The 17,445-nt window shown below is 70.3% G+C and carries 13 protein-coding genes and 1 riboswitch; of the genes, 3 read left to right on the plus strand and 10 right to left on the minus strand.

The annotated features are described in order from the left end of the window. Positions 1 to 141 precede the first annotated feature (141 nt). From AB0E78_RS23405 to AB0E78_RS23435, 7 genes are all read right to left on the minus strand, one after another. Complete coding sequence (locus tag AB0E78_RS23405; RefSeq protein ID WP_361835601.1) at positions 142 to 1,539, minus strand: cytosine permease; 1,398 nt, start codon at positions 1,537 to 1,539, stop codon at positions 142 to 144. Then, a complete protein-coding gene (gene tenA / locus AB0E78_RS23410) occupies positions 1,536 to 2,225 on the minus strand; it encodes a thiaminase II (RefSeq protein ID WP_361835603.1) in 690 nt (229 codons plus the stop codon). The genes AB0E78_RS23405 and tenA overlap by 4 nt, the downstream gene beginning before the upstream one ends. Positions 2,226 to 2,230: 5 nt before the next feature. After that, complete coding sequence (gene thiD / locus AB0E78_RS23415; RefSeq protein ID WP_361835606.1) at positions 2,231 to 3,064, minus strand: bifunctional hydroxymethylpyrimidine kinase/phosphomethylpyrimidine kinase; 834 nt, start codon at positions 3,062 to 3,064, stop codon at positions 2,231 to 2,233. Then, entirely contained in the window at positions 3,061 to 3,699 is a 639-nt protein-coding gene (gene thiE / locus AB0E78_RS23420) for a thiamine phosphate synthase (RefSeq protein WP_361835608.1), read from the minus strand. Before thiE ends, thiD begins: the two co-directional genes overlap by 4 nt. 233 nt (positions 3,700 to 3,932) lie before the next feature. Further along, entirely contained in the window at positions 3,933 to 4,712 is a 780-nt protein-coding gene (gene thiM, locus AB0E78_RS23425; RefSeq protein ID WP_361835610.1) for a hydroxyethylthiazole kinase, read from the minus strand. Positions 4,713 to 4,759: 47 nt separating this feature from the next. Next, positions 4,760 to 4,885, minus strand: a riboswitch (TPP riboswitch). A 324-nt stretch (positions 4,886 to 5,209) separates the two neighbouring features. Beyond that, a complete protein-coding gene (locus AB0E78_RS23430) occupies positions 5,210 to 5,950 on the minus strand; it encodes a class I SAM-dependent methyltransferase (RefSeq protein ID WP_361835611.1) in 741 nt (246 codons plus the stop codon). 353 nt (positions 5,951 to 6,303) lie between these two features. Further along, positions 6,304 to 9,432, minus strand: coding sequence for a helix-turn-helix transcriptional regulator (locus tag AB0E78_RS23435; RefSeq protein ID WP_361835615.1), 3,129 nt, complete (start codon positions 9,430 to 9,432; stop codon positions 6,304 to 6,306). Between the two features lie 302 nt (positions 9,433 to 9,734). Here AB0E78_RS23435 and AB0E78_RS23440 point away from each other — a divergent pair, with 302 nt between their 5' ends. The 3 genes from AB0E78_RS23440 to AB0E78_RS23450 all read left to right on the plus strand — a co-directional run bounded on the left by AB0E78_RS23440 (position 9,735) and on the right by AB0E78_RS23450 (position 13,703). Further along, complete coding sequence (locus AB0E78_RS23440; protein ID WP_361835618.1) at positions 9,735 to 11,501, plus strand: putative Ig domain-containing protein; 1,767 nt, start codon at positions 9,735 to 9,737, stop codon at positions 11,499 to 11,501. A 1,272-nt stretch (positions 11,502 to 12,773) separates the two neighbouring features. Beyond that, on the plus strand, positions 12,774 to 12,905 hold the full coding sequence (locus AB0E78_RS23445) for a hypothetical protein (RefSeq protein ID WP_361835620.1): 132 nt from the start codon (positions 12,774 to 12,776) through the stop codon (positions 12,903 to 12,905). Positions 12,906 to 13,151: 246 nt separating this feature from the next. Then, positions 13,152 to 13,703 (plus strand): EF-hand domain-containing protein, encoded by a 552-nt coding sequence (locus AB0E78_RS23450; RefSeq protein WP_361835623.1) that lies wholly within the window; start codon positions 13,152 to 13,154, stop codon positions 13,701 to 13,703. Between the two features lie 186 nt (positions 13,704 to 13,889). Here AB0E78_RS23450 and AB0E78_RS23455 read toward each other — a convergent pair whose 3' ends face one another. From AB0E78_RS23455 to AB0E78_RS23465, 3 genes are all read right to left on the minus strand, one after another. Next, positions 13,890 to 14,699 (minus strand): hypothetical protein, encoded by an 810-nt coding sequence (locus tag AB0E78_RS23455; RefSeq protein WP_361835625.1) that lies wholly within the window; start codon positions 14,697 to 14,699, stop codon positions 13,890 to 13,892. 26 nt (positions 14,700 to 14,725) lie between these two features. Then, on the minus strand, positions 14,726 to 15,484 hold the full coding sequence (locus AB0E78_RS23460; protein ID WP_361835628.1) for an FAD-dependent oxidoreductase: 759 nt from the start codon (positions 15,482 to 15,484) through the stop codon (positions 14,726 to 14,728). Positions 15,485 to 16,055: 571 nt separating this feature from the next. Further along, the gene (locus AB0E78_RS23465) at positions 16,056 to 16,739 is read right to left on the minus strand and encodes a hypothetical protein (protein ID WP_361835631.1); all 684 of its coding nucleotides are present in this window, start codon (positions 16,737 to 16,739) and stop codon (positions 16,056 to 16,058) included. Between the last annotated feature and the right edge of the window lie 706 nt (positions 16,740 to 17,445).

The raw sequence follows: 17,445 nt of genomic DNA on the forward strand, positions 1-17,445 counted from the left end.
TGCGCGAGAAGAAGGCGTCCGCGCCGCTTGCACCGTGGTGGGCGGCCCGGTCGACCGGGCCGCCCACCACGTCACCGCGAGGCTGGCCGGGGCGGCGGCGGTCAGGGTGGGCAGGCCGGTCGATACCCGTGGCGCCTGGCACTAGCCGGGGGGCGACGCCTCGGGCGACGGTGCATCGTGCCGACGCCCGAGGCTCACTGCGAGGGTGGCGAGGGCAGCTATCGCGAAGGAGAGCAGGGAGGCGCTCATCCATGGTTGGACGGTGAGGCCCACGGCGTCCTGCAGCCAGGCCCACATGTCGGACCAGCCGGCGATGTTCGTGGGTGCGATCAGCTGGTAGGTGGCGAAGCCGAGGGCCCAGGGCACCAGCATGATCCAGCGGGTGGGGGCCTGTTCGGAGACGTCCCAGGTGCGGTGGCCGCCCAGGACGAAGAAGTCCACGACGAGGACGGCGAACATCGGGATGAAGACCGCGCCGATCAGGTAGAGGAAGCTGGCGTAGCTGTCCATGTTCACCAGGAGCGCCAGTGCGGTGGCCAGGGTGCCGCTGATCAGGCACAGGATGCGGCGGTCGGCCCGGGGGAGCAGGTTCTGGGCGGACACGGCGGTGGAGTAGACATTGGCGAAGGACTGGTCGACCTCGCGCAGTACCAGGACACCGAAGCAGATCACGCCGACGCTGGTGGCGGTGAAAGGGTCGAAGACCTTGTACGGGTCGGTGCTGTCGAACGCGATCACCGCGAGGGCGGCCACGCCGAGGACCGAGCCTGCGACGCCCGCGAGGGTCTGGCCGATGACCAGGCCGCCGAACGCCGCCTTCTCGCTGCGGGAGTGGCGCGAGTAGTCGGCGACCAACGGCAGCCAGGAGATCGACACGGCGATCACGCTGTCGGTGGCGAACCAGAAGTCCTTCCAGGAGCCGCCCTCCATCGGGATGCCGCGGCCGGCCAGGTCCCAGCCCAGGTAGCAGATGGCCAGGACGACAGCGACGGTGACGTAGCGGCGGATGAGGCGCAGGGCGCCGAGCGGGCGCAGCGTGAGCGCTGTGGTGACCGCCCCCGCGACGAGCACGTACAGCCAGCCGGGGCCCGGTTCGCCGAAGGCCTGGCGGGCCAGGATCTTCAAGCCGGTGGAGATGACCACCAGTTCGAAGATGGCCCAGCCGACCATCTGCAGCACGTTGAGGACGGTGGGCAGGTACGACGCCTTCGCGCCGAACAGGCCGCGCAGCAGCACCATCGAGGGCGCGCCGGTGCGGGCCCCGGTGATGGCAGCGAGGCCCAGGGCGAGGGTGCCGATCAGGGTGCCGACGACGGACGCGGTGACGGCGGCGGCGAACGACAAGGTCGGACTGCCGGTGCCCAGCGGGTCGAGGACTACCAGCATGCCGCTGAAGCCGAGCAGGCTCACACCCAGATTGGCCCAGAAGGTGCCCTGGTCCAGGCCGCTCAGGACCTTGGGGGTGGGCTGGTCGAGGGTGAGTGGCGCTTCGTTCGCCAGCGCCGGTGTCGGGGTGGTGGTATCGGTGGTGGTCGTCACTTCGCGCACTCCGTCCCCTGGGCAGGAGCGGCGCCGAACGGCCAGGACTCCACGCGCCAGGCGGCGTCCCAGAACATCCACTCCCAGGTGGAGGCCGTGGTGAAGACCGTACGCATCCGGGCGCGGGTGGCCGGGTCGGCCTGGTCCGCGAGCCGGTTGACGATCTGCCGGGCGTGTTCGGTGGCGGCTTCGAACTCTTCGTCGGCGTACGTGGCGATCCAGTCGCCGTAGGGGTGGGCAGCCAGGTCGCCGGCCTGCTCGAAGAGCCCCCGGCCCACCTCGGCGTAGATCCAGAAGCAGGGCAGGACCGCGGCGGCCAGCTCCGGGTATCCCTGGGTGTGGGCTACGGAGAGCAGGTAGGAGGTGTATCCGGTGCAGGTGGGGGAGGGGGTCCAGGCATCGACGTCGACGACGTTGCTCTGGTGCAGGGAGCTTTCGACGACGACGGCGTCGTGGGCGGACTTCGCGAAGAACGCGATGTCCTGTGGCCGATCCGCTTTCGCGGCGGCGCTGGCCAGCGCACGGGCGTAGTCGCGCAGGTAGAGGGCGTCCTGGGCCAGGTAATAGACGAACTTCTCCCGGTCCAGGGTGCCGTCGCCGAGACCGGTGAGAAACGGCAGCTTGTCGATGGCCGAACGTATCTCAGCCGTGGCCGTCCACAGCTCGTCGCAGAACGTCGTGGGCATGGTGCTCAGCTCCAGTACTGGTGGAAGTGGTGGACGGGACCGTGACCGTGGCCGACGTGCAGGGTGTCGGCCGCGCGCAAGGCCCCGGTCAGGTAGTCCTTCGCGGCGCGGACAGCGGTGTTCCAGTCGCTGTGCTGCGGGCGCAGGGCGGCGATCGCGGCGGAGAGGGTGCAGCCGGTGCCATGGGTGTTGCGCGTGTTCACGCGAGGCGCGGACAGCTCGGTGACGCCCGCGCCCAGGGCGCCCGTGGCGTCTGTGCCGTCGGCGAGGATGTCGACGGAATCTGCGTCGTGCGTGTGGTGGCCGCCCTTGAGCAGGACCCGCCGGGCGCCGGTGTGGAGGAGCGCGTGGGCCTGCTCGATGGCGTCGGTGCGGTTCTTGGCGGCGGCGATGCCGAGGAGGTCGCCGGCCTCGGGGAGGTTGGGGGTGATGAGGTCGGCGAGAGGCAGGAGACGCTCGCGCAGCACGGTTACCGCATCGGCCTCCAGGAGGCGGTGACCGCTGGTCGAGACCATGACGGGGTCCAGGACGACGTAGCGGGGGCGGTGGCGCTCCAGCGCGTCCGCGACGGCTGCGGCGATGGCGGCGTCGGCCAGCATTCCGATCTTGACGGCGTCCACCCGGACGTCGGCGAACAGCGTGTCGAGCTGCTCGGTGACGAACGCCGCAGGCACGGCATGGATGCCGGTGACGCCCTGGGTGTTCTGTGCGGTCAGGGCGGTCAGGACTGCTGTTCCGTAGGCGCCGTTGGCGGAGAACGCCTTCAGGTCGGCCTGGATGCCGGCGCCGCCGGAGGGGTCGCTGGCGGCGATGCTGAGGGCGATGGGCGGGCTGGTCACGCGGGGACCTCCTGGCGCAGGGTGCGGATGAGGGAGTGCGCTGCGGCCTCGGGGTCGGACTGTCCGCAGACCGCGCTGACGACAGCGAGCCCGGCCGCACCGCTTGCCCTGACCGCGGCGGCCTCGGATGCGCCGATCCCGCCGATGGCCACGCATGGCAGCGGGCTCTCCTGGACGATCCGGGCCAGGCCTCCCAGGCCGAGCGGGGCGTCCGCGTCTGGCTTGGTGGACTGCGGGAACACCGGACCGACACCGAGGTGGTCGACGGCATCCGGTACGTGCGCCAGCTGCCCGGGACGGCTGACGGACAGGCCGATGTAGGCATGGGGGCCGAGCCGCTGCCGGGCGGTCGTGGGGGAGAGGTCCCGCTGCCCCAGGTGGACGCCGTCCGCGTCCAACCAGACCGCCACATCCAGACGATCATTGACGATCAAGGGGACACCGGTGCCGGCGAGTTCGGCCTGGATCCTCCGGCCCAGCGCGCACAGCGTGCGGGCGTCCGCGTCCGGATCGCGCAACTGGACAGCGGTCACACCGCCCTTGACGGCGGCCGCCACTGTGGCCGCGACACCACGGTCGCCGCAGAGCCGGGTGTCGGTGACGAGATACAGGGATAGGTCAAGTGGTGGTCGCATGGGTTGCTCCTTGGGGTCTCCCGGCCGGGGAAGGGCGGGGGAAACGCATCGGGAGGTGCAGGGAAAGGCAGGGCCCTGACGTGCAGGAACCTTGAGTTGTCCGCAGGGGCGAGGGTGTGCGTCTGCGGGGTCTGACGCACTTGGTGGTGGGGTCGCACCCCAGGTCGGCGGAGGCTGTTCAGCAGGTGGCGTTCGGCCGACCGCTCGCTGCCAACCCGGCAACACCGCTGCGCTCAGCGCAGGTTGAGAGCCTCGGCGAGCCGGTCCGGGCTGAGCTCGTACAGTGCATCGATCAGTGCGACCGCGAACGTGCCGGGCCCCGTCGAGCGCGTGGCGGCACTCTCCGCGGCCACGGTGAGCAGGCCCGACGCGGCAGTGGCGGCCAGCAGTGCATCGCCCGTGACGGCCGTGCAAGCAGCCACCAGGGCGCCCAGTGAGCAGCCGGTACCCGTCACCCGTTGCAGCAGCGGGTGACCATTGGCCACACGCACCACGCGCGTCCCGTCCGTAAGGACGTCCTCCGGACCGCTCACAGCGACCGCGCAGCCGTAGCGCCGGCCCAGCCCGCCGGCCGCGTCCAGCGCCGCCTCGGGGGCGTCCGTGCTGTCCACGCCGCGCCCGCCCGTGCCGCCGCTGTCCAGGGCCAGGATCTCGGAAGCATTGCCGCGAATGACCGCTGGAGGCGCGATCTCCAGGAGTTCGCGGGCCAGGCCGGTGCGCCAGGGCAGCGCGCCGACCGCCACCGGGTCGAGCACCCACGGGCGCCCGGCCCCGGCCGCTTCTTTGACCGCGACGCGCATCGCCTCGGCCGTCGCGGACGTGACCGTCCCCAGGTTGATCAGGACGCCCCCGGCCACCCGGGCCAGTGCTCCGGCCTCCTGCGGGCTGTGCACCATCGCGGGGGAGGCCCCCGCCGCGAGCAGCACGTTCGCGGTGAACTGCGACACCACGACGTTGGTCAGGCAGTGCACAAGGGGTGCGGAGCTCCGCAGCGACGCGATCACGTCCGCCACGGCATCACGGGAAACGGCAGGGCCGTTCTGGGCAGGTACGGAGGCAGCATCCATCGTCAACACTCTTCCTACGCCGGCATTACCCGGTCCAGGTTCATGCGGTCGGCGGAAAGGGGAGCAAGTCCCGTCCGCCCTCTCAGCCCGGCTACTCCCGAGCTCCCGCGGTGGTCACCACGCAATGTACCTCCCCCGGGAACGGGAGTTCGCACTCGGGGCACCGCACGGCAGGACACGGCTCTGCCGGAGGAACTGACAAGGCCGCCGCCCTGGTGCACACTCTGGGCGCAGACTCGTAGCCCGTGTCGTATTGCTCGCCGGGCGGGAGGTCCGTGACGAGGTCTCTGAGGCTGTGCAGTGCGTCGGTGAATCCCGCGACCACCTGACCGATGCGATCCTGCATAGCTCCAGATTTCGTCAACCCGTCAACCTTTGCAATGGGAGATCTCTCCAAGCTCGGCGGTTGGCCCACCGGGCTTCACGTCTCGGCACGGCGGAACTTATGGTTTGTGGGTTACCCAGAGCAGTTCCGCCGGCCAGCGGTGTGCCCAGTCGGGAGGGTCGGTTTCGTTGTAGCCGTTGGGTGTTCCGAGTTCGGGCCGCGGCTCGATGAGGTCGTCGATGATGAGACCCGCGCCGCGCAGGACCTTGACCCAGTCGCCGTAGGTGAGCTGATAGCTGGTCGCGCCGTCGTCTTCGGCGATGGCGCTCAGCCCGAAGTAGTCCTTCTGCAGCGTCGTGGTCACGCGGCTGGCGGCTTCGTCGTAGCAAGCTTCGAACCAAGGGCTGGCGACGTTGAACACCAGGCGCCCGCCTCGGCCCAAGACGCGTGCGGCCTGCGGGACGGCCAGGTGCGGGGGCGCCCAGCTGAGCCCACCGAAGTCGCAGAACACCAGGTCGAAGCTGTCGGCGGCGAAGGGGAGTTGTTCGGCGGCGCCTTGCACCAGCGGGTAGCGGACGGCTCCCATCGCGCGGGCCGCTGCGGCGAGTTGGGCTTCGGACAGGTCGATCCCGACCACGGAGGCACCCTCGGCGGCGAGCGCCCTGGACCACTGGCCGGCGCCACAGCCGAGTTCGAGGACGCGCTTGCCGGTGACGTCGCCCAGGGCGTGCAGGTGCGCGTCGGGGATGGAGTACATGCCCCACAGCCGGGGTGTGGCGCCGATTTGCGGGTCGTGCTCGTGCTGGTAGGCGCTGCTGATCTGGTTCCAGAGCCGCCGGTTGGCGGGGATGCTGTCCACGCGCCGACTCCAGCACTGCCTGCCGGGGGCGGTCAACACGATTATGGCACTGGGCGGCCCTCGCCTCGGTTGCTTCCCCGGCGCTTTGCCGACGGCGAGCAGATCATGCGTGTGCCCCTCGACGGTGGTGAGCGTCGGTCGGTTGGTATCGCCGACGTGACGGTCCATCGCAACTTCTACTCGATAGTGGACAAGAACGGTCAGCTCGAAGACACCGTGGAGGTTCCAGGGCCCGGCGGGCGGGGAGCTGGCAGGTCCAGCCGTGCCGTTTGAGCAGGGCCGCGACGCCCTGGGCGGCTCGGCGCATCGGTGACCCCGGTGGCCCTCGTCGTCGGAGCGTCACCGCGCAGCGGTCAGCGGTCACGGGTGAGCGCGGTGGCGAGTTGGGTGCGGGAGCGGATGCCGAGTTTGCGGTAGATGCGGCTCAGCACGGTTTCTACGGTCTTGACCGAGATGAACATCTGCTGGGCCGCTTCCTGGTTCGTCGCGCCGGTGCGCACGAGTTCGGCCAGATGCAACTCGTGTTCGGTCAGACGCTGGGGCGTCGGCGGAGCCGAGCTGCTGGGTGCGGAGGGATGGCCTGTCAGGTGGGTCAGGTGGTTGTTCGCGAGCGCGGTCCAGGGGCGTGCTTCGGCGTCCTCGAAGAGCGTACGAGCCCTTTCCCACGCCGTTCGCGCAGCGGCGGCACGCCGACGGCGGCGCTCGACACGGCCGCGCAGCAGGTGGGTGCGGCCCTCCTCGACGGGGAGGCCGAGCGCGGCGAAACCGTGGGCAGCGTCCGCCAGGAGTTCCGCGGCCTCTTCGACGGCGTCGGCACCGTCGAGGTAGCGGCACAGGCCTCGGGCGCGGGTCAGCGCTGCGCGCAGAGCGGCGTGCGCGGGGTGCGCTCCCACCCGTTCCTGCATGTGCTCCAGCAGACCGCGGGCCTCGTCCGTACGACCGCAGAGCGCGTACGCCTCCACCGCGTCCCCCTGCCAGCGCAGCACCGCCGGATCAGCGGCCCCCGAGCGCGACTCCAGCTCCGCGACCTCCGACAACGTCGCGGCGGCCTTCTCGACGCGACCGGTGTGCAGAAGCGCAGCCCCCAGGGCCCACAGGCCGCGTGTGGTGTGCAGCGCATCCTGTTCCTCGCGCGAGGCGCGCACGCCGTGGGCGGCGTAGCGCAGTGCATGGGCGAAACTGCCGCCGCCGGCCTCGGCCATGGCCGCCGTATACCAAGCGGGACCGGGTGACAGGCCTGCCGCCGCCGTGAGGTCGACGGCGCGCGCCGACCAGCGCAGCGCCTGACCGCAGGCACCACGCCCTGCCTCGACCTCGGCGAGGCTGCGCCACAGGTCCACCAGGTCCTCCGGCTCACCGCACTCCTGGGCCGGGGGCATCAGCTGCAGGAGGAGAGCGCGGGCCTCGGGCAGGCGGGCGTCGAACACCGCGTGGCGGGCGGCGAGGTACTGGGGGCTGTTGCGGATCCCCAGCCGCGCGGGCGGCACGGCCAGCGCCAGTGCCCGGTCCAAGGTGGCCGTGGCGGTGTCGAGATGGCCCAGGACGCGCTGCATCCGGGCGGTCATCGTGAGCGCGGCCGCCTCCAGCGGGATGTCGCGAGCTGTCTCGGCCAGGCCGGTGGCGGCCTGTGCGTGGTGCAGGGCGCTTGTCGCATCCTCGCCGGAGAGGTTGGCCTGCACGGCGGCGCGTAGTTCGACGGCGGCGAGCAACGCGGGGTCCTGGGCGGCGGTTCTGCGGGCGGTGGCCAGCAACGGGCGCGTGCCGGCGGTGTCCTGACCGTGCGCGTCGACCACGGACAGCAGGGCGTGCACCTGCTGGGCGGGAGCGCCGTGTTCCGCCACGATGCGGTCCGCCGCCAGGCGGGACAGCGCGGCAGAGCCACCGGCCGCTGCCTCCTGCGCCGCCTCGGCGAGGCGGTCCAGGCGCAGCCGGTGCCGATCGGCGGGAGTAAGGCGCGCGGCGAGGAACAACAGCTCGGCCGCGCGCAGACGTTCGCCCACCGCGCGGGCCATGGCCGCCGTGTGCGCGGTGTCTTCGGCGACGGCCAGGTCCGGGGACTCCTGGGCCAGCGCGGTGTGCAGGGCGCGCGCGACGGTTCCACGACAGCAGGCGGCCAGCGCACGGTGGATCGCGGTGCGTCGCTCCCGGGTGACCGTGGTGGCCGCGGCGTCGGCCAGCGCCGGCGCGGCGAACCGGTAGGGGAGAGGCACACCCGCGGGCAGAGAGCCCCTGGTGCCGTCGGTGGTGAGCAGCCCGGCGTCGAGGGCGTGGGCGAGATGGTCTTCGGCGCTGCGGCATCCGCTCTGCCGCAGCAGGTCCGCGTCACATCCGCCCGCGAGCGCCGCGACCTGAAGCGTGGTGCGGACGTCGGCGGGAGCAGTGGCGAGCCAGGCGGCGGCGAGGTCGCACACCTGCCGTGGCGGGTCAGGGGGCCCGGTGCGGCCGTCCGCGACGCCAGGAGGGGATCGCAACCAGGCGTCGAGCAGCCCCCGATGGCCGCCGCAGTAGCGGTGCAGGGGCGGCGCCCACCGAGCGGGCCACCCCAGGCGCGCGCATTCGGCTGCCGTCTCGGCGAGGTCGCAGGCGGGCATGGGCAGGACCACTGGATGGCCGCCGAGGAGCGCGGCCGCGGCTGAGGGGTGGCCGCTGGTGCGTTCGGCTGCCACAGCGGTCAACCGATCGGCGGCAAAGGTGCGGAGGGCGTAGCCGATCAGGTCCGCGCTGGCGGGGTCCAGCCACTGTGCGCCGTCGATTACGAGCAGAACCGGAGGACCTTCGGCGAGCAGGCGGGTCAAGGCCAGTCGCAGCCGCAGCGGGTCGTCGGCGGTGCCGGTGGGCAGGGCGGCGATCCACGCGGGGTCCTGCGTGAGGGAGTGCGTGGCTGGGGCTGATGCGGCCTCTGCGGTCTCTGTGATCCCGGTGCTCCCTGTGACCCCCGAAGCCTCCGCAACCCCCTTGATCCCCGTGAGCCTCCCGGTTTCTGGCATCTGAGCGGGTGCCGCAGGCAGGATGCTGGTCGCCCCGTCCTCCAGAGACGCGGTGACCTGCGAGGACTGCGCACACTGGGCGTGCTCTGGGGACGTGGGGGACTTGGGGGAGAGGGCAGCACATGCTGGACGAGCGCCCGCCACCCCGGCACGTGCGGCGCCAGGGTCGGCCCCCTGCACCGTCCCACCGTGCACGCCATCGCCGACCTTCTGCGGCTGTGCCGCACTGAGCAGCTGCACCAACGCGCCGTAGCGGACCCCGGCATCACCCTCCTGCGTACGCACCCGCAGACATCGACGCATCACACCGGCATCCCGCACGGCTGACGCCTGCTCGGCCAGCGCGTCCAGCAGAGTGCTCTTGCCCGCACCCCACGAACCACTGACCGCCAACCGCCCGTGGCGCTCCAGCAGCGCGGCGGCGTCGCGGACCACGGCGGCCCAGCCGTCCTCCGCTGGACCTGTCTCGCCGTCCCCACTCGTGTGTCCTCGCACAGCGGGCACCGTAGACGCCCGCCCGCCCCACCACAACGCTTGGGTACGGCCCGCGTACGGGACGAGGGATCTCCCTGACACGCCCCTCTCACCGACCAGGTCCGTCGTGCACGCTCCCCACCGCCTCCGGCCGTGGGGAGCGTGCACGACGGGGGCCTTCCCGGATACCGCCCACGCCCCGTCACCAGCACGCTGTGGGCCGTCCCGGCGGCATGCCCACCGGTCTCCCCACACCCGCCCGAGACACCACAGCGCTGCTGATGCCTCGTCACCGGCGACCCTCCCCGAAAGGACACACCCCCATGCCAACCCATTCCCAACGACCGCTCCTGACCGGCCTCTTGGCCGCGGCGGCGCTCGCCGGACTGGCTGCCCTGCCGGCTCTGCCCGCCCAGGCGGACACCCCCTCCGAGCCATCCCCGAAGACGACGGCCGAGCCGCGACTGTCGGCAGAACTCCGCGCCGCCCTGGCGCGAGACCTTGGGGTGAGCCCCGCGGGTGTGGCCACGCGCCTGGCCGACGAACGGCGCGCCCAGCGCGTGGCCACGGAGGTCCGCGCCACCATCGGCGACCAGGCCACCTCCCTCTGGTTCGACGCGGCCGACGGCCGCCTGCATGCCACCGTCACCACGCCCCGGGCCGCCGAAGCCGCGCGGACGGCGGGAGCCGTGCCGCACCAAACGCGCCGTACACGCGCCGAGTTGGAGGCGGCGGCGCACAAGGTCGGTGCGTGGAGCCGGGGCGTACCCGGCGTGCGCTCGTGGGGTCCAAACGCCCGCGCGGGACGCGTCGACGTGGTCATCGACCCTGACGCAACGTCCGCGGCCACCCAGGCTCTGCGGGCCAAGCTCGCCTCCCTCGGCGGCCTCATACGGGTGGTCGAGTCCCGCGACGTACCCCGCCAGCAGGGCGGAAACGTGGTGGGCGGCGAGAAGTGGACGCCCGGCAGCGAATCACCCTGCTCGATCGGCTTCCCCGTCACCCGGACCAGCGGTGCCGGCAAGGCGTTCCTCACCGCCGGGCACTGCACCAACGACGTGAGCCAGCCCGCATACGGAAGGGACGGCACGCGCGTCGGTACCTCGAACAAGAACGGCACCGGGTCGGTCAACGCCCGCGAAGGCGACATGGGCATCGTCGACGTCGACCAGACCGGCTGGTCGCTCGCGCCCACGGTGGCGGGCTGGGGCCAGGGGGATGTCACCGTGACGGGCTCCGCCGAAGCGGTCGTGGGCACCGCCGTATGCCACTCGGGCCAGACCACCGGATACCAGTGCGGTGAGGTCACCAAGGTCAACCAGAGCGTCGACTACGGCAACGTCGTGATCGATGGACTGTCCTACTCCAGCGCCTGCTCGGCAGGCGGCGACTCGGGCGGCAGCTACATCACCCCGGCCGGTGGCCGGGCCGTGGGCCTGCACTCCGGCGGCGGCAGCGCGACATGCAGCGGCGGAAGCGGCGAGAAGTACACCATCTTCCAGCCGGTCAACGAAGCGCTCACCAAGTTCGGCGCGCAGCTGGTGACATCGGACCCGCAGCCCGGCGAAGTGCGAGTGTCGGCGGTCTCCGCACAGACCACCGCCACCGGCAGCAAGGTGGAGCTGCCCAACAGCGCCGAGGGCGGCACCGCCCCCTACACCTGGTCCGCCATCGGCTTGCCCACGGGCCTGTCCATCGCCGCATCCACCGGCACCATCACCGGAAGCCCGACGGCCGCAGGCACCCACCAAGTGACGCTGACCGCAACGGACGCGGCCGGAAAGAAGGGCACCACGTCCTTCACCTGGACCGTGACGGCGCCCGGCACCGGCGCGCCCAAGCTCGCCGACCCCGGCAGCCAGAACGGCTACGTGGGCAAGCCGCTGAGCGTGCCGCTCAAGGCGACCGGCGGCACAGCCCCGTACACCTTCTCCGCGACGAACCTCCCGGCAGGACTGACGGTCAACCCGGCCACGGGCGTGATCGCGGGCACGCCCACGGTCTGGGGATTCAGCAACGCGACGCTGACCGTCACGGACGCGACAGGCAAGAAGACCTCCCTCACCGTCACCTTCACCATCTGGTCCTGACCGATGAACGACCGCCGTCCCGGCCCCACCGACCGGGACGGCGGCTGAGCGGGCTACGTAGGGTATGCGGCGTCGCACGCGGAGCCGCCGGAACGTGGCGTCCGCGGTCCGGGCTGCAGTCAACTGATCAGCAAAGGGGGGCCCCGTCATGAGCACGGGAAACGCGCAGTGGATACGTATCGCGTCGGGCGTCGTCATGGCGGCGAGCATGGTGTGGGCGGTGTGCCTCGCCTTCTGGCCGGTCCAGTACGAAGGCAAGGGACAACTGCGCGAGGGCAGGGCTGCGGAGTGGCCCGCGCCGTGCGGGGCGCCCGCGTTCGTACGAGCAGTCGTCCTTCGCCGAATGGTTATTCGACGAGCGGGAGTTGGCCGACAGGGACGCCAAGCGGTTCGCGGCTGCATGCACCCGAGTCTGCGGCGCGGTGGGTGTCATCGTGATCACGTTGCCCATCGCCGTGCTGTGGGTACGCAGCGATGTCACCCGCCAGGCCAAACGCGCAGGGGTGGTCTGAGGCGCCAAGTGCCGAAGCAGGCACTGCTCCGACGTCAGCAGGCCGGGGATCCGCTCAAGCAGCGCCGGCAACTGTGACTGATGGCCTGGCGCGGCGAACCACTCAAGCAGACATCGCCGACGGGCGTGACAGTCACTCCCGAGCGAACGCCACCGCTCACCGATCGGATACGGACGGGGTTCGGGGTCAGGATTGGCTCGGCTCCTCATCCGGGTGAGGGAGCGTGCCTCAGCGCGATGGCTGGGTCTGCCCGTGCAGGCTACGAAGGCTCGCAGCCAGCCTTTCGAACGGAGCTCTGTGCGTCTCTGCCCCTCCCACACCGCGATCCGCTCCCGCTCGTGCCCGGACAGGGCCAAGCACCGCGTGCGCGCGCACCGCTTCAGGACCGAGCCGCGCGGCGCGCTCGTCGCCACACTGCTTGCCCTGTCCCTGGTCGGCGCCCCCACCTCGGTGGCCCGGACGGCGGAGCCCGCCAAGTGCATGAACGGGCAGAGGGATTCGAAAGGACACTCCTCCGTCGACGGCGCCGAAATCGCGTGGGAGGACGCGAGCCGGTTCGACGACGCGCGCCGCCATGCCCATGCGGCGTGGTCGCGAACGGGCCTCGATCGGGTGAGATTTCCCGCCGATGGCGCCACCCGGATCGCCGATCTGGAATGGTCAGACGTCGCTACGACACGGCCACCGTGGAAGGGCGTTCTGGGGCGCTGGAAGGGGATGCAGGGCACCGACGCACTGAAGCTCAACAGGGCCTACCGAGGTGTTCAACGCACTCGACCTCGACTCCTCCGGAAACCTGTCGCGGAGCGAGTACCACAACGCCGTCTCCGAGTCCTTCTACGGGGATGACCCCGACTCGCCCGCCATCCACATATTCGGCCGTCTTGCGTAAGGGATGGGCAGCCGGCTCCCTGCCCCCCTTGACACCTGAGGCTTCGATGGAACCCGGGTGACCGGCTCCCGGGCCCTGGGCCGGGCCGACCCGCTTCGGGGCCCAGCGTGTACGCGCCGTACGCAGCATCCGCCGACGGCACCCAGTACGTGCGCTTGATCACCAAAACGCGGACGTCAGGTCTGTACCGCGGTGAGTCGGCATGACATGAGAAGCCCCATCAGCCACTCCGTTCAAGGAGCCCCCATGGCGCATGACAGCACCGAACGGAAGTTCACCTTCCTGTTCACCTGGTTCGACCGCACGGGCGACGGCTACCTCACCCGCAGCGACTTCCAGCAGATCGGCGAGGTATTCGCCGCGGTAGCCCCGGACGAGGGCAACAAGAGCGCGCTGCGCGACGCCTTCATGCTCTGGTGGGACGTCATGGGCGAGGCCGGTGCCCGGGACGCTCAAGGCCGCATCGATCGCCAACAGTTCATCACCGCCATGCGCTCCCACGTCGCCGCCGACGCCAAGACCGTCGAACGCCTGGTGACGCCCATCATCGACGCCCTCATGCGCGCCCTGGACACCGACAAGAGCGGCATGCTGACCGCTGATGAGTACGTGCGCATGTACGAAGCCCTCGGCATCGACCCGGCCACCTCCGGCGCGGCCTTCCAGCGCCTTGACCGCAACGGCAGCGGCACCATCACCCATGACGAGTTCCGCACCGCCATCGAAGAGTTCTACCTCAGCACCGATACCGAGGCCCCCGGCAACTGGTTGCTCGGATCGCCCCTGCCGCGTGGCTGATCGGTCCCGATGAGCACCGTGTCTTGATGCCGCCGCGGTGGTCATGCCCACCGCGGTCGGCGCGCATCGTCCTTGTCGAGTGCACGCCCTTGAGGTGACGGCCGCTGGCTCTCGCAATGTGTACCGGGGCCGGGGAGCGCGAAGAGGATTCATGGCTGGGAGTCGGCATGGCCCACGGTCGTCTGGTCAGTCGTTGCCGCCCGCTACGACATAGGGGGACTGGAACATGTCGTCTGTCCATTCGCTCTGCTTGGAGACGACGTAGGCAGTGATGGCGGTGGTCTTGCGGAAGTTCCCTGCGGGAGCGGATGTCAGGCACTGTGTGCCGGGTGAGGCGTCAGCCGGCTGGAGATCAGAGGGAACGCAGTCCTCGGGGGCCTTCCCCAGGCCTTTGCACACCGCGAGTATGTCGGTGTTGCCCCGGGCGGATTCGTGGACGCCCACAGCGAGGCGGCGCCCCGCCGTGAGCTCATTCTGGTCAGAGTAGGCCTCAAAGTAGTCGCCGGAGTGAACTCCGCAGGAGCCGAAAACCTGGGAAGGTCGGCCGCCGTACACCTGTTCGTACGGAGTCCGGTTGAGAGTCAACTCTCCAGCTCGGCCGAGCGGAAACGAGGGGCGGAAGTCTTTCCTGTCGGCGAAAATCCCCACGGACAGCACGCTGATGTTGTCCGGGTCCACCAGGAGTTGAATGCGCTCCCACTTCCGGTTGTACTGATAAACCCTGTTACCGGAGGGCAGCCTCTGTGTGTAGTGCGGCTTGTCATCCATGATCTCGGTCGTGCGGTCGAACGTCTGTCCCGGCCTCAACTGCTCGACTAGCTGCTGCTCCTCCTCCACCGGCGAGTCCTGGGTGATTCGTCGGACCGCCCACACCCCACCGCCGATCACAGCGATCAGTGCTGCCAGCGCACCCAGCAGCCGCTCAACCGTGTTCCATTTCCGCCCACGCCGCCCGGTCTCTGTAACGTTTCCTGCAGCCTCGTCGCTGGCGTCCATCACTAGGCTGCGCCTCCTCGTCCCACCTAGAGTCCTGCGCACTTCACCACGCGGAAGGGGAACAGCCAGGAAGACGAGGCCAGAAAAGAAGCCCGTACACCCGGTTTGCGCAGCTCTGCGCCCGCAGCCACCACCGCGCGCGAAGCAGTGAAGACGCCCGCGGGGGTCTGCAGGAGATAGCCTCCTCCTCGGGCTGCGGTGAGGGTTCCGGCCGGAGTTCGGGTGATGTTGGGCTGCGCGGCCAGGACCGCATCCAGGGTGGCCAGCCATGCCCGGGCGTCGAGGAAGCCCTCCTTGGGCAAGTACCAGGCCCGCAGGGCACGATCGTTGTCCAGCGGCCGGTACCGAATATCCGCCGGGGCAGTCTCCTGACAGGGCAGACCGTACTCACGGGCGGTGCGGGCGACGGCGGTGAACGAGACCTCATCCAGAGCGGAGGAGACCGAATTCAAAATCATGAAGGTGCCGGTGCCGTAACCATCGTGCTGCGGGGCAGTGGGCGCGCAGACACGGACTTGCTCCCGCCAGGACGGCCAGCGCCCGGCCGCCTCGATCGCAAGTTCCGTACGCAGCCGGCCATGCCGGGTCCGCGGCCCAAGGCCAGTGACCTCACCCAGCGCGCTGAGCATCGCCCCCGCCGCTCCCGACGCCGCCGACGTCCCACCGCCGGTGTCACCGGCCAGCACTACCCGAATCGAAGGCTCCGCCGCCGCGAGCGCGAACGCCAGCGAACGACCCACTACGCCCGCCCCCACCACCAACACATCCGCTTGTCGTGCAGCCACGCCCGCACCTCTCGCCACCGGAGCCGCTCCGTCGACCATCCATCCTTGGGCGCCAAGATCAGGCCACGGGCCGACCACGCTTCGCCAGCCACCTCGCCGCCCGCAGCCGGTATAGCGAAGGACCTGCCAAGAGGCGGCATGGGCCGACCATGCTGCACCCCCAGACAGCACCGGCAGAGAAGGCCCTCGCCCTTGCGCTTCTTCTCCCGCTTGAACGAGGGCCGCAGCAGTTCGGCCCCGCGCATGACCAGGTCATCAACTGTCCGACGCGGTCGCCGAACTACATCGCGATGCACGCGCCGCGGCCAGAGGACGCCGCTGAGCAACCATCACCGCTAGGACGACGGGCGCGCGCACCGAGGTCGTGCTCCAGGTGGTGGATGCGGCACGCGGATGGCCGTCCAGCCAAATCCCCGCTCAGGGCACCGTGCTGCGAAAGGGGCGTCGTCCGACCCGCATGGGCCATCGCCGGCCTGGAGCGAGCCCGGCGGGAACGGGGCTGCTGGAGGATGCCCGGCCCCGGCTGCCCTCGCTCAGGCGTGCGGCACCGGGTTGGTGAGCAGACAGCACGCTAGGCAAGGAACGACAGCTGTCCGCGCTTGTCCACATGGATGGCCTGGTCAAGCCACTTCACATCCTGCACGCCGTCTGTACAGCTCGTCGAGATGTCCTGGCAGAAGTAGCCGGTATTCTTACCAGGCTCCGCCGTGAAGACCTTCGGCAGCCGATCGCACCGCGGATCCACCGGCGCCAGAGGGCCTTGTGTCGTCCCGTTCTTCCCCTGCTCCCAGGCATACAGGTCGTAGACCGACTGGGCGGTGTGCACGGTCTTCAGCGGCCGGGCCGTGTAGACGAAGTCCTGGCTGAATATGCCGGCGGTGCCCGATGTCATCCCCTTGCTGGTCACCAGCCACGGCACGGTCACACCCTCGAATTTCACGGTGCAGCGGACCGTCTCGCCGCGTGGCCGCACGACCTCGCCCTCACACTTGCCGGCGTCGGTCTTGCCGATGGCACCTGCCATGTCCAGGGTCTCCTGCCGCAGGTGGTTGAGTACCTTCTCGACGGGATCCGCCTTCAAATCCGGCGGGGGGAGCGCCTTGTCCAACGCGGAATCGGCGATACCGGGGTGCTGTTGGCTCGGCTCGATCTCCACCGGCCGCTTCTCGCCCTTGGCCGACGAGAGCTTCGGCTTCGCGTCGCAGCCGCTCGGCTCGTCAGCGCAGCCGCCAGTCATGGCCAACACGGCTGCCACGGCAGGGATCATGAGACGCCTCATCTCCCTGTCCTATCCACTCGCGCTGGATGGCACACCCGTCAGGCGGGAGGAGGAGAGGCCTCCCCAGCCGGGCTTCTTCTCGTCGTACGGGCCCCCTCGCCGACGACAATGTCCGAGCCTTGCGAGATCGCCGGCCCCGGGGCCTGAGGGCGTGTCCAGCTTGGCTCTCTGACGGCACGATCGTGGAGGTTCGCGGCATCCGCCGGACCGTCGCCTGCGAGCACAGGTTGAAGATCGGTGGTGCAGACGCCTCTTCACCAGCCAAGCGGGTCTCAACTAATCTTGTACGAAGTGCGTGTTGGCTGGGGCTCCTTGTCGTCGGTGTTCATGCGACAGGAACCTGCTGGCGCACTCCTGGGCTACGGGCCGTCGGAACACCACAGGTCAGACGGCCATCCACCGGGAATTCCGGTGGCCATCAGCCCGGACTCCACTGGCCGCACACCTGGACTTTGCCACGCCCGCCGTCACTTGTTTTTATCGGGTCCTCGCGCCATATGGGGACATGCAGGTTGAGGAGCCGTCCAGGGGCTGGATCGGCATGTCAGACCGAGGCGCTCTATCCACAGCCGAGTTGTAGGTCTGAAAGCCCGGTGAGGACGAGCCTGACCTGCTCAAGTTCGGCGAGGTGCGACCGGAGGAGTTGGCCGCTGCCCTCCGGCGGACGCAGTCACGGAGAATC

Origin of the sequence: Streptomyces sp. NPDC032198, assembly GCF_040636975.1 — a bacterium.
In the GTDB taxonomy this organism is placed as follows: Bacteria; Actinomycetota; Actinomycetes; order Streptomycetales; family Streptomycetaceae; genus Streptomyces.

Excerpts from the sequence above, each read along its gene's own strand:
- tenA (WP_361835603.1), bottom strand. The coding sequence starts at position 2,225 with ATGCCCACGACGTTCTGCGACGAGCTGTGGACGGCCACGGCTGAGATA.
- thiE (WP_361835608.1), bottom strand. The coding sequence starts at position 3,699 with ATGCGACCACCACTTGACCTATCCCTGTATCTCGTCACCGACACCCGG.
- AB0E78_RS23440 (WP_361835618.1), top strand. The coding sequence starts at position 9,735 with ATGCCAACCCATTCCCAACGACCGCTCCTGACCGGCCTCTTGGCCGCG.
- AB0E78_RS23450 (WP_361835623.1), top strand. The coding sequence starts at position 13,152 with ATGGCGCATGACAGCACCGAACGGAAGTTCACCTTCCTGTTCACCTGG.
- AB0E78_RS23455 (WP_361835625.1), bottom strand. The coding sequence starts at position 14,699 with ATGGACGCCAGCGACGAGGCTGCAGGAAACGTTACAGAGACCGGGCGG.